The organism is Gilliamella sp. B3892, from assembly GCF_026536305.1.
Classification (GTDB): domain Bacteria; phylum Pseudomonadota; class Gammaproteobacteria; order Enterobacterales; family Orbaceae; genus Gilliamella.
The window spans coordinates 317,885-333,075 of record NZ_JAFNOK010000001.1 but is presented as its reverse complement, the minus strand read 5'-3'; the positions used below and the strand labels follow the sequence as shown (position 1 = coordinate 333,075).

At 37.5% G+C, this 15,191-nt stretch carries 16 protein-coding genes and 1 riboswitch; of the genes, 10 read left to right on the top strand and 6 right to left on the bottom strand.

Translation table 11 applies throughout. From position 1 onward, the window contains the following. Positions 1-8: 8 nt before the first annotated feature. From mreD to J3U74_RS01455, 3 genes are all read right to left on the bottom strand, one after another. Positions 9-494, bottom strand: coding sequence for a rod shape-determining protein MreD (gene mreD, locus J3U74_RS01465; protein WP_220217890.1), 486 nt, complete (start codon positions 492-494; stop codon positions 9-11). Further along, positions 481-1,323 carry a rod shape-determining protein MreC gene (gene mreC, locus J3U74_RS01460; protein ID WP_220217891.1) on the bottom strand — a complete coding sequence of 281 codons (843 nt, stop codon included), beginning with the start codon at positions 1,321-1,323 and terminating at the stop codon, positions 481-483. Before mreC ends, mreD begins: the two co-directional genes overlap by 14 nt. A gap of 140 nt (positions 1,324-1,463) precedes the next feature. Next, a complete protein-coding gene (locus J3U74_RS01455; RefSeq protein WP_220217892.1) occupies positions 1,464-2,507 on the bottom strand; it encodes a rod shape-determining protein in 1,044 nt (347 codons plus the stop codon). Positions 2,508-2,879: 372 nt separating this feature from the next. Between J3U74_RS01455 and accB the strand changes: the two genes are divergently transcribed. The 3 genes from accB to J3U74_RS01440 all read left to right on the top strand — a co-directional run bounded on the left by accB (position 2,880) and on the right by J3U74_RS01440 (position 5,435). Further along, positions 2,880-3,341, top strand: coding sequence for an acetyl-CoA carboxylase biotin carboxyl carrier protein (gene accB / locus J3U74_RS01450; protein ID WP_220217893.1), 462 nt, complete (start codon positions 2,880-2,882; stop codon positions 3,339-3,341). 41 nt (positions 3,342-3,382) lie between these two features. After that, complete coding sequence (gene accC / locus J3U74_RS01445) at positions 3,383-4,729, top strand: acetyl-CoA carboxylase biotin carboxylase subunit (RefSeq protein WP_220217894.1); 1,347 nt, start codon at positions 3,383-3,385, stop codon at positions 4,727-4,729. Between the two features lie 67 nt (positions 4,730-4,796). Then, positions 4,797-5,435, top strand: coding sequence for a bifunctional 4-hydroxy-2-oxoglutarate aldolase/2-dehydro-3-deoxy-phosphogluconate aldolase (locus tag J3U74_RS01440; RefSeq protein WP_267329561.1), 639 nt, complete (start codon positions 4,797-4,799; stop codon positions 5,433-5,435). 51 nt (positions 5,436-5,486) lie between these two features. Here the strand turns inward: J3U74_RS01440 and J3U74_RS01435 are convergent, their stop codons facing one another. Continuing rightward, positions 5,487-6,257, bottom strand: coding sequence for an ABC transporter permease (locus J3U74_RS01435; protein WP_267329562.1), 771 nt, complete (start codon positions 6,255-6,257; stop codon positions 5,487-5,489). Continuing rightward, on the bottom strand, positions 6,250-7,194 hold the full coding sequence (locus J3U74_RS01430; RefSeq protein ID WP_220217897.1) for an ABC transporter ATP-binding protein: 945 nt from the start codon (positions 7,192-7,194) through the stop codon (positions 6,250-6,252). The genes J3U74_RS01435 and J3U74_RS01430 overlap by 8 nt, the downstream gene beginning before the upstream one ends. Positions 7,195-7,401: 207 nt before the next feature. On the opposite strand from J3U74_RS01430, the gene mog reads away from it, so the two are divergent. The 5 genes from mog to cysS all read left to right on the top strand — a co-directional run bounded on the left by mog (position 7,402) and on the right by cysS (position 12,550). Further along, positions 7,402-7,980 (top strand): molybdopterin adenylyltransferase, encoded by a 579-nt coding sequence (gene mog / locus J3U74_RS01425; protein WP_267329563.1) that lies wholly within the window; start codon positions 7,402-7,404, stop codon positions 7,978-7,980. 186 nt (positions 7,981-8,166) lie between these two features. Next, positions 8,167-8,625 carry a transcriptional regulator ArgR gene (gene argR / locus J3U74_RS01420; protein WP_220217898.1) on the top strand — a complete coding sequence of 153 codons (459 nt, stop codon included), beginning with the start codon at positions 8,167-8,169 and terminating at the stop codon, positions 8,623-8,625. A gap of 109 nt (positions 8,626-8,734) precedes the next feature. Further along, a riboswitch (Lysine riboswitch) is annotated at positions 8,735-8,908 on the top strand. A 78-nt stretch (positions 8,909-8,986) separates the two neighbouring features. Beyond that, the gene (lysC, locus tag J3U74_RS01415; protein WP_267329564.1) at positions 8,987-10,348 is read left to right on the top strand and encodes a lysine-sensitive aspartokinase 3; all 1,362 of its coding nucleotides are present in this window, start codon (positions 8,987-8,989) and stop codon (positions 10,346-10,348) included. A gap of 360 nt (positions 10,349-10,708) precedes the next feature. After that, positions 10,709-10,954, top strand: coding sequence for a GlsB/YeaQ/YmgE family stress response membrane protein (locus J3U74_RS01410; RefSeq protein ID WP_220217900.1), 246 nt, complete (start codon positions 10,709-10,711; stop codon positions 10,952-10,954). 204 nt (positions 10,955-11,158) lie between these two features. After that, the gene (gene cysS, locus J3U74_RS01405; protein WP_267329565.1) at positions 11,159-12,550 is read left to right on the top strand and encodes a cysteine--tRNA ligase; all 1,392 of its coding nucleotides are present in this window, start codon (positions 11,159-11,161) and stop codon (positions 12,548-12,550) included. A 54-nt stretch (positions 12,551-12,604) separates the two neighbouring features. Here the strand turns inward: cysS and trmJ are convergent, their stop codons facing one another. Next, positions 12,605-13,285 (bottom strand): tRNA (cytosine(32)/uridine(32)-2'-O)-methyltransferase TrmJ, encoded by a 681-nt coding sequence (gene trmJ, locus J3U74_RS01400; protein WP_416379785.1) that lies wholly within the window; start codon positions 13,283-13,285, stop codon positions 12,605-12,607. A gap of 315 nt (positions 13,286-13,600) precedes the next feature. Here trmJ and raiA point away from each other — a divergent pair, with 315 nt between their 5' ends. Further along, positions 13,601-13,930 carry a ribosome-associated translation inhibitor RaiA gene (gene raiA, locus J3U74_RS01395; RefSeq protein WP_220217903.1) on the top strand — a complete coding sequence of 110 codons (330 nt, stop codon included), beginning with the start codon at positions 13,601-13,603 and terminating at the stop codon, positions 13,928-13,930. Positions 13,931-14,035: 105 nt separating this feature from the next. Next, on the top strand, positions 14,036-15,187 hold the full coding sequence (gene pheA, locus J3U74_RS01390) for a bifunctional chorismate mutase/prephenate dehydratase (protein WP_220217904.1): 1,152 nt from the start codon (positions 14,036-14,038) through the stop codon (positions 15,185-15,187). Positions 15,188-15,191 lie beyond the last annotated feature (4 nt).

The following is a 15,191-nucleotide window of genomic DNA, read 5'->3' as shown; positions in this document are numbered from 1 at the left end:
GATTCCTTTTAATTGATATTAAAGCTCCGTTCTATGAGTCGTAACATTAAATAAACAAATATCCATAATGCTCCATCAACACAACTAGAGAGTAAAATCAAAGGCGAAATCGTTATAGTGTGATAAATGACAACTTGGAATAAAAATATCAATAAATTATAACATAGCGATACGCCAAATATCACAATCGACTGTTGCCATAGTGCTAAATTGCGTATCAATTGAAACCTAAACATTAATAAATAAGCGATAATTGAAAAAATAAAAGCATGCACACCCAGTATTGAGCCGGAACAAAGATCCATAATGGCACCCAAAACAAAAGCCGTCCCCATACCAATTCGATGCGTAACCATAATGAGCCAATAAGCTAATACAAGTATCAATAAATGTGGTTTAAACATGTCATAAGCTGGTGGCCATGGGATGATTTGCAGACACAAACCAATAAATAACGTTATCCAAATTATGACTATTTTATTATGACCCCTCATGTGTTGCTCCTTGATCTCCCCATAATAATAGTAGATAACGTAAACGTTTTATATCAGCTGTAGGCGTTGCAGAGATAATGGGGGTTGAATCACTAATATCAAGCTTAACTGAACTGACCACCGCCACCGGATAACCTTCTGGGAAGCGCCCATCTAAACCGGAAGTCACTAAAACATCTCCCACCTTAATATCGACATTGTTAGGTAAAAAATCGAGGGTTAAATCATTACTACACCCATTTCCTACTGCAACCATTGAAATATCATTTCTTAATACCTGTACTGGTATTGCGTGTTGATAGTCACAAACTAAAATAGCCCGACTGGTGTTTTGTGCAGTCTCATAGATTTGACCCACAATGCCCTTTTCATCAACTACCGGTTGCCCAACATAAACACCGTTATCTTTACCTTTATTGATAACGACTTGATACACGTAAGGATCGGTATCAGTCAATAATACTTGTGCCGCCATTTTATGTTCATCATGGCGTAACGGGGAATCAAGCAAGCCTCTTAACCGATCATTTTCATGTTTCAAATGCTCCAATAATAGGAGTTCGCTTTTTTGTTGCATTAATGTTTGGTGCAATTTTTCGTTTTCATTAACCAATGTGTCACGTGTTTTGGACATTTCATATAGCAGATCAAACGATGATTTAGGCGCATTTGAAATATAATAAAGTGGTGAAATTAACGTATCTAAATAATAACGAATCTGTTTGAAAGGTCGATAATTTGAATCTACTACAATTAGCGTTAAGGCTAACGCAAGTGAAATAAATAACTGTACACTAAGAGGTGAACGTTTAGAAAAAAGTAATTTCATTGTCCGGTATTTACCTGTTATATACTCAAGATCTAATTATTTTAAGATATGACTCCGCCGACAAAGTCGGCGGAAAATAAATGAGATGTCTAAACTTCTAATCATATTGATCAACAAACAGATTAACAATAAATTATCAGTTAATCTTCACTAAACAGATCGCCACCATGCATATCAACCATATCTAAGGCTTTACCACCACCTCGAGCTACGCATGTTAGTGGATCTTCAGCAACAACAACATGAATACCTGTCTCTGCTGATAATAATTTATCAATATTACGTAATAGCGCACCACCACCAGTTAACACCATTCCGTGTTCAGAAATATCTGATGCAAGCTCTGGTGGACATTGTTCTAAAGCAACTTTAACTGCGCTTACAATGCCACTTAATGGCTCTTGTAGTGCTTCTAAAATCTCGTTAGAGTTTAAGGTAAAGCTGCGTGGTACACCTTCGGCAAGGTTACGTCCACGAACTTCAATCTCAAGGACTTCATCACCAGGATAAGCACTACCAATAAAATGTTTGATTTTTTCAGCAGTTGCTTCACCAATAAGTGCACCATAATTACGGCGAACATAATTGATAATCGCCTCATCAAAACGGTCACCACCAATACGAGCAGAGGCAGAATAAACCACACCGTTTAATGAAATAACCGCAACTTCAGTCGTACCACCACCGATATCAACCACCATTGAACCGGTAGGCGCAGAAACCGGTAAATCCGCACCAATAGCGGCAGCCATTGGCTCTTCAATCAAATACACTTCACGCGCACCGGCACCTAATGCCGATTCACGAATCGCACGGCGTTCAACTTGGGTAGCACCAACAGGTACACAAACAAGCACTCGTGGGCTTGGTCTTAAAAAACTGTGACTATGGACTTGACGAATAAAATATTGCAACATTCTTTCGGTCACTGAAAAGTCTGCAATCACACCATCTTTCATCGGTCTAATTGCAGCAATATTCCCCGGAGTACGACCTAGCATCTGTTTCGCAGCATGTCCAACAGCAGCGACACTTTTTGGCGTCCCAGTACGATCCTGACGAATAGCAACAACTGAGGGTTCGTTTAGTACAATACCTTGCCCTTTAACATAAATAAGGGTATTTGCTGTACCTAAATCGATCGATAAATCATTTGAAAACAAGCCGCGAACTTTTTTGAACATAATAAAAACTCTTCCTAGAATTAATCTTGTTAAAGTGTATGTATTAGAATATTGAGAAGGAAACCATAAAATGAAAATAAAATAATCGCCATTTCATGTCGCTAAATAATAGCTTATTTAGCACGTTAAGACCATAGTCCGCCTCAACAATTATTAAGTGTGACTATTGTATATCAAATATAAAATAATACCTAGAAAATAGTATATCAAGTGATCGTAAAAGAGATATATAATGACAAAAGTTCTTTTACAGTGTATCCTTCCGCGTTAATGTTGAGTTACTGCCTTATTATCATTAAAAGACTTCTTTTAAGATTCTAAGGATGCATTAAAATAATTGTTACTTATTATCAAATAAATACGGTGTAATTCATGGATATACGCAAAATCAAAAAATTAATTGAACTTGTTGAACAGTCAGGTATTTCTGAACTTGAAATTTCTGAAGGTGAAGAATCAGTTCGAATTAGTCGTTCTGTGCCTACTACAAGCTATTCTGCGCCAGTACAAAATATTCAAATTCCACAACCTGCGCCAGTTGTTGTTACTCCAACAGTTCAAGCCGAAGTGGTAAGCGACACAAATAGTGTTGAAATCAGCGGCACAACAATTAAATCGCCAATGGTTGGAACGTTTTATCGTACACCAAGCCCAGAATCAAAGGCTTTTGTAGAAGTTGGTCAGACAGTAAATGTTGGTGATGTGCTTTGCATTGTAGAGGCAATGAAAATGATGAACCAAATTGAATCAGAAAAAGCAGGCACAATTAAAGCTATTTTAGTCGAAAATGGTCAACCAGTTGAATTTGATCAACCGCTATTCATCATTGAATAATCTGAATTTATTTATTAACTTATACGATTAAGAGATTGAATATGCTTGATAAAATTCTTATTGCTAACCGCGGAGAAATCGCTCTTCGCATTTTAAGAGCATGTAAAGAACTTGGAATTAAAACTGTCGCTGTTCACTCTTCGGCAGATAAAGACTTAAAACATGTGTTACTTGCAGACGAAACAGTCTGTATTGGTCCTGCCGCTTCAGCCAAAAGCTATCTTAATATCCCGGCGTTAATTTCTGCTGCCGAAGTAACAGGTGCAGCAGCTATTCATCCGGGATATGGTTTTTTATCAGAAAATGCTGATTTTGCTGAACAAGTTGAACGTTCAGGCTTTATTTTTATTGGACCAAAACCGGATACTATCCGCCTAATGGGCGATAAAGTATCGGCTATTGAAGCGATGAAAAAAGCAGGTGTACCTTGCGTACCCGGCTCGGATGGTCCATTAAGCAGCAACATCGAAACCAATAAAGAGATCGCCAAAAAAATTGGCTACCCGGTGATTATCAAAGCATCCGGTGGCGGTGGCGGTCGTGGCATGCGTATTGTTCGGGAAGAGAAAGATCTTGAGCAATCAATTAAAATGACTAAGCTTGAAGCAAAAACCGCTTTCAATAATGACATGGTTTATATGGAAAAGTTCCTTGAAAACCCTCGTCATATTGAAATTCAAGTGTTATCAGACGGTCAAGGCAATGCTGTTTATTTAGGTGAGCGTGATTGTTCAATGCAAAGACGCCATCAAAAAGTCGTTGAAGAAGCACCAGCCGTTGGTATTACGCCAAAAATGCGTAAATTTATCGGTGAACGTTGCGTCAATGCTTGTATTGAAATTGGTTATCGTGGAGCAGGTACATTTGAGTTTCTATTTGAAAATGGTGAGTTCTATTTTATCGAAATGAATACCCGTATTCAGGTTGAACATCCTGTTACTGAAATGGTTACCGGTGTTGATCTTATTCGTGAACAAATTCTTATTGCGGCAGGTCAACCACTTTCAATTAAGCAAAGTGATATTCACATTCATGGTCATGCTATTGAGTGCCGAATTAATGCCGAAGATCCAAAAACATTTATGCCTTCACCGGGTAAAATCACCCGTTTCCATGCGCCGGGAGGGTTTGGTATTCGTTGGGAATCGCATATTTATGCTGGCTACACTGTGCCACCTTATTATGACTCAATGATTGGTAAACTCATTGCTTATGGTGAAACTCGTGAAGTAGCCATAGCAAGAATGAAAAACGCTCTGGCCGAATTAGTTATCGATGGCATAAAAACAAATATTGAACTTCACATTGAAATTATGAATGATGAAGGCTTCCAAAAAGGGGGCACCAATATTCATTATTTAGAGAAGAAATTAGGTATTTACGAGTAGCAAAATAATCCCCATTTATTGGGGATTATTGTTTTATTGAAGTATTAAATTAGTATAGGTAAAACGGATGAAAAATTGGAAAACAAGCGCTGAAGAAATTTTAACAATGGGTCCTGTTGTCCCGGTCATCGTTATTGAGCGTTTAGAAGATGCTGTACCACTAGCTAAAGCATTGATAGCAGGTGGCGTGAAAGTATTGGAAGTCACTTTAAGAACAGCATGTGCACTTGATGCAATTAAAAAAATTATTGAAGAAGTACCTGAAGCGGTCGTTGGTGCCGGTACCGTAACAACAGTTGAACAATTAAAACAAGTTACTCAAGCTGGCGTTAAATTTGTCATTACGCCGGGTATTACTGATTCTATCTTAAAAGAAGCGGTTGTCGGAACTGTGCCAGTTATTCCGGGTATAGCAACCATTTCTGAACTATTAACAGCGCAAGAATATGGGTTAACCGCATTAAAATTCTTCCCTGCCGAAATTAATGGCGGCGTTGCAGCACTAAAAGCTTTTGCTGGCCCATGTGGTTATATGAAATTTTGCCCTACTGGTGGGGTGAATCCAAAAAATTACCGTGACTATTTAGCACTTGATAATGTGCTTTGTGTTGGTGGGACTTGGTTTATTCCAACTGATGCTATTGCTCAAGGTGATTTTGCCAAAATTACGCAACTGGCGAAAGAAGCCGTCGCTGGCGCTAAATAATCATCAATCCGCCGATGACTCATCGGCGGTTTTCCACTTTTAATTGAGTGACTAACTTCTTAACCCTTTACCCTTTTCAATCAGCCGCCAAACCATGGCATATAGCACAATGACAAAAAGAAAAAGCATTGAAAAAGTAATCAATAACGATACATCGCTAACGCCCAAAAAACCGTAGCGAAAGCCATTAATCATATAAACAATTGGGTTAAGTTTAGAGACCCATTGCCAAAAAGTTGGTAGCATCGTAATTGAGTAAAAAACGCCACCGAGATAAGTTAACGGCGTTAAAACGAAAGTCGGAATAATACTAATATCATCAAAAGTCTTAGCATACACGGCATTTAATAAGCCAGCCAGTGAAAATAATATCGAAGTAAGCAACAAGGTAAAAATAACAAAAAGCCATGAATAGACTTGATAACTAACAAAAAAGAGTGAAACGATTGTCACTAAAACGCCAGTTAAAATACCTCGCATTACTCCCCCACCCACATAGCCACAAATAATGATATGAGTCGGTACGGGCGCAACCAGTAATTCTTCAATATTACGCTGAAATTTAGCACTAAAAAAGGATGAACAAACATTGGTGTAAGAGTTAGTAATAACAGACATCATTATCAACCCCGGCACGATAAACGCCATATAACTAAAGCCGCCCATGTCACCAACACGAGAACCAATTAAGTTACCAAAAATAATAAAATACAGTGACATGGTGATAACTGGTGGAATCAATGTTTGGATCCAGATCCGCAAAAATCGCGTTACTTCTTTACGCCAAATACTTTTTAAGGCGATCCAATATAAACTATTCATCCATGTCTCCTTTTTGTTTATTATCATTATGTAATAGATCAACAAATAGCTCTTCTAAACGGTTAGCTTTATTACGCACACTGATCACTTTAATATTTTGTTGATTCAATTGTTCAAATAATTGATTTAATCCATGTTGCTTATCAACTTTCACCTCTAACATACCGGATTCGACATCATGATAACTATAACCTTGTAACTGGATTGGGTTAGAAGTTGGCACATAATCAATGATAATCGTCTCTGATTGGCTTTTGGCTAACAGATCACGCATTGAAGAGTTAGCAATTAATTGACCATGTTGAATAATACCAATATGCCGACATAACATTTCGGCCTCTTCTAAATAGTGAGTGGTTAAGATTATCGTGATTCCCTGACGATTAATTTCTCGCAAAAAATCCCACATAGAACGTCTTAACTCAATGTCTACCCCAGCAGTCGGCTCATCAAGAATTAACAATTTAGGTTCATGCACCAACGCTCGTGCAATCATTAATCGTCTTTTCATACCACCGGATAACATACAAGCCCGGCTATGGCGTTTATCCCATAAATCCAAAATTCGCAAATATTTTTCCGCTCGCTCTAACGCTAGTTTACGGGGTAAGCCATAATATCCACCTTGATTTGTCACAATTTGTAACACTTCTTCAAACTGATTAAAATTGAACTCTTGCGGAACAAGCCCTAATTGTCTTTTAGCATTAACAACATCGGTATCTAAGTCATAACCAAAGATTTTAACTTGCCCCGATGTTTTGGTCACTAACGAGCTGATAATACCGATTGTTGTTGATTTACCGGCACCATTTGGCCCAAGTAACGCATAAAAATCCCCAGCCTCAACGGTCAAATTAATACCTTTTAACGCTTCTACACCCGTTTTATAGATTTTTTTGAGTGCAATTAACTCAAGTGCAGGAATTGATGACATGAAATATCCTAAGTAAATAAATGACTGATTAAGTGATATGATATCATGTTTAGCCAATCGACAATATTGGTAATATAATGAGCGGTTGTAAAGATAACTTTTAATACCAGTGGAATGTAAATTAGATCCTTCGCTATTATAGCCTTTATCGGGTTTAACTTTATGGGGTTAAAATAGTTTAGGTGTTTTTATTAAGGAATAACTATTATGATTAAAATTGGGTTAGTTTCGGTATCTGATAGAGCATCAAATGGCATTTATCAAGACGAAGGTATTCCATCTTTAATATCATGGTTACAATTGGCATTAAAAACGCCTTTTGCAACCGAAAGCCGAGTTATTCCGGACGAACAACCAATTATTGAGCAAACACTATGTGAACTGGTCGATAATTTGCATTGTGATCTCATTTTTACAACTGGTGGTACCGGCCCTGCTTTACGTGATCTCACGCCGGATGCAACTTTAGCAATTGCTGATCGGGTCATGCCAGGATTTGGTGAACAGATGCGACAAATCAGTTTGCACTTTGTGCCTACCGCTATTTTATCAAGACAAGTTGGGGTTATCCGTAAAAAATGCCTAATTTTAAATCTACCCGGTAGACCAAAATCAATCCAAGAAACCTTAGAAGGGGTAAAAGATAGTGAAGGAAATACGCTTGTTCATGGAATCTTTGCCAGTGTGCCCTATTGTATTGATCTGTTAGAAGGCCCCTATATAGAAACCCATGAACATATTGTTAAAGCATTTCGTCCGAAACATGCAATAAAGTCTAACCTTTAATCTTATGCAAATTTCATGCATAATTATCACCATTACTTAGCAGTTTGAATTGCATCATATCGATATTAGGTATTTTAAATTGCATAAAAAATGCATAAAATTCTAAAGGCAAGCTTAGCTTTAAAGAAAATATATGCTTTTATTTGGTATTCACACAGGGTGAAAAAATAAATATCAAGGAACAGTATGAAACAAAAAGATCTGACTAAAGCCTTTAAAGAGATGCTTTTACAAGAAAAATTCAGTTCACAAATTGAAATTGTACAAGCATTACAAGAACTGGGATTTGAAAATATTAATCAATCTAAAGTATCCCGAATGTTAAGCAAATTTGGGGCGGTGAGAACACGTAATGCAAAAGCGGAAATGGTTTACTGTTTGCCGGCTGAAATGAGTGTACCAACCACCAGTAGCCCGTTAAAAAATTTAGTGATTGATATTGATTACAACAGTTCAATGGTGGTGATTCGAACCAGCCCGGGGGCTGCGCAACTTATTGCCCGACTGCTGGACTCAATTGGTAAATCAGAAGGGATTTTAGGTTCGATTGCCGGCGATGATACCATTTTTAGTACCCCTACCAAAGAATGCAGCGTAAAAAAACTGTATCAAACTATTATCGAACTGTTTGAACGAACGTTATAACGCAATCAATCTAAAAGGGTTAAAATTAGATAATTTTTAATGTTTAACCTATTGACACATTTGATTAAATCGTTAATTCTATATAACACTGATTTTGTAACCTATGTTACAAAAACGAAGAGGCGCATTACTCAGGTAGATCATTTTAGGGACTGGAACTGCTAACAAATGATTAAGGGGATGTAATGCCGAGGTTTGGTAACGTTCCAGAAAGTTATCAAATCGACTGCAAGGGCTGAATCCCTTGGGTTGTCACCTTAACAGGTGGAGCGCTTCGCGGTGTGTATTTGTTTAACGGTAAATAGAACATACCCCGCTCTATCTCTGTTAAAAATAATAAAATTTTTAATATGAGGAATCCATGGAAACATCATTTGTAATAGCTAAATTCGGTGGAACAAGTGTTGCAAACTATAGCGCAATGGTAAATAGCGCAAATATTGTTATCGCCAATCCCAGTGTTAGGGTTGTTGTATTATCGGCATCAGCAGGTATCACAAATTTACTGGTCGCACTCTCTGAAGGTCGTGATGCAGAAGTTAGAGCGCAACATATCGCAAAAATCCAATCTATTCAGTACGAAATTTTAGAACAACTACCGGAAAATCCTTCATTACGAGCTGAAATAGATCAAATTATCACAAATATTGCTTCATTATCTGAAGCAGCCAGTTTAGCCACTTCGCCGGCATTAACTGATGAGCTAGTCAGTCATGGCGAAATAATGTCATCTAAACTATTTGTCGAAATATTAAAACAAAAACAAAAAAATGCCTTATGGTTTGATGTACGTAAAGTGATGCGTACCGATGACAAGTTTGGTAAAGCCGTACCAAAAATTGAAGAGATTAAACAGCTATGCTGTGCGCATTTAAAATCATTAAATAGTAACAATGTTATTGTAACACAGGGCTTTATCGGTAGTGAAAGCACAGGTAAAACCACAACTTTAGGTCGAGGCGGTAGCGATTATACCGCGGCATTACTTGGCGAAGCATTAAATGCGACACAAATTGATATTTGGACAGATGTAGCGGGAATTTATACAACTGATCCACGGATCACTGACGGCGCTAAACGGATTGACGAAATCTCATTTGCTGAAGCGGCCGAAATGGCAACCTTTGGTGCAAAAGTTTTACACCCAGCCACATTAGTTCCGGCCGTTAGAAGTAATATTCCGGTATTTGTCGGATCGAGCAAAGCGCCACAAGACGGTGGCACCATTGTGTATAATACCCATAGCATCAAATCCGAGCTGCCGTCTTTTAGAGCGTTAGCGCTTCGCCGTAGGCAGACATTGCTTACATTAACTAGCTTAAATATGTTACATGCTCAAGGCTTTTTAGCTAATGTATTTACAATTTTGGCCAAACATAATATTTCAGTGGATTTAGTCACAACTTCTGAAGTGAGCATTGCCTTAACTATCGATACGACCGGCACCAATACCAATGGCAATAGTTTATTAACCAAAGCACTGTTTGATGAACTCTCAACCCTGTGTCATGTCGATGTTGAAGAAGATTTAGCTTTAATTGCCATTATTGGTAACAATTTAACAACAACCAAAGGCATCGCAAAAGAGGTATTTGGTGCTTTAGATGATTTTGTTATCAGACTATGCTGTTATGGTGCAAGTACGCATAATCTATGTTTGTTAGCTAAAAGCCATGATGCAGAAAACATTGTAAAAATTCTTCATAAAACAATTTTTGAATAATCACACAGAGGCGAATGCCTCTTGTGCGCATTTAAACACTTTTAAACGCTAGCGCTAAATAAATTGCCTTATAAAAAATCTGGCATCTTGTCAAAAATAAAGGTAGACTTAGCGCTATATGCAGCTATGCATATTGTTGTATGTCTAACTTAAAATGATTGTTAGTTTAATCATTCGATAAAATCATTATCTTCTTATTTGTTATTTTTCAAATGTCATAAATAGTTTATAGCTAAGTATTTTACGTTTTAGTAAATCGGTTACATCTATTACAGTCAATACTATCACTATCATCTGTTAATTTTTTAAAAACTTTGCAAGTAAAATAAATTTAAACTTAATCAAACAAAGGAAATCATTATGGGTATTTTGAGTTGGATTATTTTAGGATTAATCGCCGGTTGGATTGCCAAGTTTTTTATGCCATTAGGTCGTGTAGGTGTAATTAAAACCATGTTACTTGGTATTGCTGGTGCGTTAGTAGGTGGTTACATCAGTACTTTTTTCCATTGGGGAAGTGGTGTAACCGGGTTTAACTTTCCAAGTCTGTTAGTTTCTGTATTAGGCGCTATTTTACTTATCTATCTTTATCGCCTTATTAAGTAACTTTCCAAAAGGTGGGCAAGTGCTCACCTTTTTTAACTTCTCTCCTAACCTCACCACTTTTAAAATCAGCCCTAAGCTTTATCGATCTTGATGAATGCCTAGGTTAAAATCTTTAAGCTTAAAGGTTATAATAAATCATTCCGCCCTATCTTAATTTTTGCTATATTAACAGGCAAAGTTTAATTGAAAATACTGTAGAACATAATGCTAAAAATATTCAATACATTAACCAGAGAAAAAGAACCCTTTCAATCAATCACGCCAAATAAAATTGGTCTTTATGTTTGTGGTGTCACCATTTATGACCTATGTCACATTGGTCACGGTCGCACTTTTGTGGCGTTTGATGTTGTCACCCGTTACTTACGCTTTTTAGGTTATGATTTAACTTATGTTCGTAATATTACCGATGTTGACGATAAAATCATCAAAAGAGCACTTGAAAACGGTGAAACTTGTGAAGAGTTAACCGAACGAATGTTACAAGAGATGTATGCAGATTTTGATGCACTGAATATTAAACGCCCGGACGTTGAGCCTAGAGCCACCCGCCACATGCCGCAAATTATTGCGCTGGTAGAAGAGTTAATTAAAAAAGACCATGCTTATATCGCCGATAATGGCGATGTGATGTTTTCGGTCGATAGCGATCCGAATTACGGTATTTTATCTCGCCAAAATTTAGAACAACTTCAAGCCGGAGCCCGTGTTGATGTGGTCGATGTGAAACGCAATCCAATGGACTTTGTACTATGGAAAATGTCAAAACCGAATGAGCCAAGTTGGGATTCACCATGGGGCAAAGGTCGACCGGGCTGGCATATTGAGTGTTCGGCAATGAATAGCTATCAATTAGGTCACCATTTTGATATTCATGGTGGTGGGTCGGATCTTATGTTCCCACATCACGAAAACGAAATTGCCCAATCAACTTGCGCCCATAATGGACAATATGTCAATTATTGGATGCATTCGGGTATGGTGATGATTGATCAGGAGAAAATGTCTAAATCACTGAATAATTTTTTCACTATTCGTGATGTATTAAAACATTATGATGCTGAAACAGTGCGTTACTTTTTACTTTCGGGTCACTATCGTAGTCAACTCAATTATAGTGAAGAAAACCTAAAACAGGCTAGAGTAGCGCTTGAGCGTTTATATACAGCACTGCGTGACACTGATCCTAATCATCCGCACACTACGCCTGACAGCAATTATTATCGCCAATTCTGTCAAGCAATGAATGATGATTTTAATACGCCGGAAGCCTATTCCACACTCTTTGATCTGGCGCGAGAAATCAATAAAGCAAAAGCAGAAAATGATATGGCACAAGCCAATGAGTTAGCTGCCGAATTGCGTTATTTATCGTCAGTGCTAGGGCTATTAGAGCAAGATCCGGTTAAATTTTTACAGGGCGAACACCAAGATGACGTTGACAGTGAATTAATTGAATCTTTAATTAAACAACGTAATGAAGCAAGAGCAAGTAAAAACTGGGCGCTAGCTGACCAAGCTCGTGATCAACTGAGTGCAATGAATATTGTGCTTGAAGATAGCGCCAATGGCACCACGTGGCGTAAAAAGAGCTAAATAAATCGTTAATCATCAAAAAAGGCATCGCTACAACGATGCCTTTTTTAGTCTTTATCCCAATTTTTTATCTATTGAGGTTAAAATACCGCGTAAAATATTCAACTCTTGTTGCTCGATACGTGCACGGGTAAATAACCGACGTAATCTTCCCATAATTTGACCGGGATGATTGGAATTAATAAAGCCAGTTTTAAGTAACGTTTGCTCTAGATGCTGATAAAAACGTTCAATATCTTCATCTTTTGGGAAGGTGATAGCATCATCATTTTCAACTGGATTAGATAAATCCGTTGGCAAATTTAACAGCGACATTCGAATCTCATAACACAGCACCTGCACCGACATTGCCAAATTTAACGAACTATAATCAGGATTAGCTGGGATACCGACATGATAATGACATTTTTGCAGTTCATCATTGGTTAGCCCGACCCGTTCACGCCCAAAAACTAACGCAACTTTCGCCGTTGCGGCTTCCTGGATAATTTTATCACCGCACTCTTTAGGGGTTAAGTTTGGCCACTGTAAACTGCGTGGTCTTGCACTGGTGCCAATAACCAAATGACAATCGGCGATCGCCTGTTCCAGCGAGGATAAAATCTGTGCATTTTTAATAATATCACTCGCCCCTGCGGCTAATGAAATCGATTGCGAATCGGGTTTGATAACTGGGTTAACTAAACAAAGATTCGTTAATCCCATAGTTTTCATTGCTCTAGCCACTGACCCCATATTCCCGGTATGGGACGTTTCAACCAAAACAATTTTTATATTATCTAAATAACTCACAGCTTCCTCATTAAACTTTTGTGTTACATTTATCTTATAACTTAATGATAAACAGTATATCGTAAAAATGTATCTAAATGCAGTTTCAATGTCAGTTAGCCAACAAATACAGACATCAGATTATTTTAGACAAAGCGCACAAAAATTAAGCTCATTACAAATAAATTATTGACGAAACAAAAATAATTTGCCAATGTATTTATGGAAACACTCAATTGTGTTAGCTTTTTTTGTTAGTAAACATAATGGAGGTCATATATGACTTTAAGCATTACCAGTAAACAAATGGATATTACACCAGCCATCCGTAGCTATCTTGAAGATAAGTTTTCGAAATTAGACAAATGGAGAGCTCTGCTGATTAATCCACATTTTATTTTATCTAAAGAGCCTGACGGATTTATTGTTGATGCCACCATTGCCACCAAAGGAAGCCCATTAGTTGCCTCAGCTAAACACATTGATATGTATGCCGCAATCAATGATCTTGTGGCAAAACTGGAAAGACAGCTCAACAAAATACAACATAAAGGCGAGTCAAGACGAGCGTTTGACAGTATTAAAGGGACAGTAACTGAAGAAATTTAATAATTAATTTACGTTATTCATCTAATAAAAAAGGCACATTAATGGTGCCTTTATTTTTTTGCTTGCTATAATATTGTTCAAATTTTTTAAAAAAATATAATTGAAATGACTGTAAATCCTTTGTTGCCCTTACGTAATAAAATTAACCAACTAGATAGTAAAATACTAGAAATCCTCGCTGAGCGACGTGAAGTTTCAACTCAAATCATTGAAGCTAAAATAGAAGCTAACATACCTGTGCGTGATTTGGAGCGAGAGCGTTCACTAATAAAATCATTAATTGAGCAAGGTAAAAGTTATCATCTTGACGATATTTTTATTAAGCGGTTATATCAAATAATTTTTGAAGACTCAGTACTTTTACAACAAAAAATTCTGCAAGAAAAACTTAATTTGGGCACGATTACAACGGCTAAAGTAGCATTTTTAGGTCCGATAGGCTCATACTCGCATTCTGCAGCAAGACGCTATGCAAGCGCTCACCTTGAAAAAATGATCGAATCGAGCTGTAAAACATTCAAAGATGTTTTTGAACAGATCGAAAAAGAGGTTGTCGACTACGGTATTTTACCAATAGAGAACTCAAGTTCAGGCTCGATTAATGAAGTTTACGATCTATTGCAAAAAACCAATTTACACATTATAGGTGAGCTGTCACTACCGATTGATCACTGTGTGCTTGCCATTGCAGACGCCAAACTAGACCAAATCGATACGATCTATAGTCACCCGCAACCATTCCAGCAGTGCAGTAATTTTTTAGAGCGCTACCCTCATTGGAAGATTGTTTACTGTGATAGCACTTCATCAGCGATCGAAACCGTGGCTAAACTCAATAAGCCAAATATTGCCGCAATGGGCAACAAAGATGGCGGCGAACTTTATGGGCTACAAGTACTGGATCATGATTTTGCCAATCAAAAACAGAACATTACTCGCTTCATAGTCTTGTCTCGAAAACCGATTGATGTTTCATATCAAATCCCGGCTAAAACCACGATATTAATGAAAACAGGTCAACAAGCAGGTGCATTAGTTGATGCTTTATCGGTGCTACGTAACCATAATATAGTGATGACAAAACTCGAATCTCGACCAATACACGGCACCCCGTGGGAAGAGATGTTTTACATTGATTTGCAAGGTAATATCCATTCAGATGAAATGCAAACTGCGCTTAAAGAATTAGCGTCTATTACTTTGTATAGTAAAGTATTAGGTTGTTATCCAAGTGATTCCATTACAGCAGTAATGTAAATTT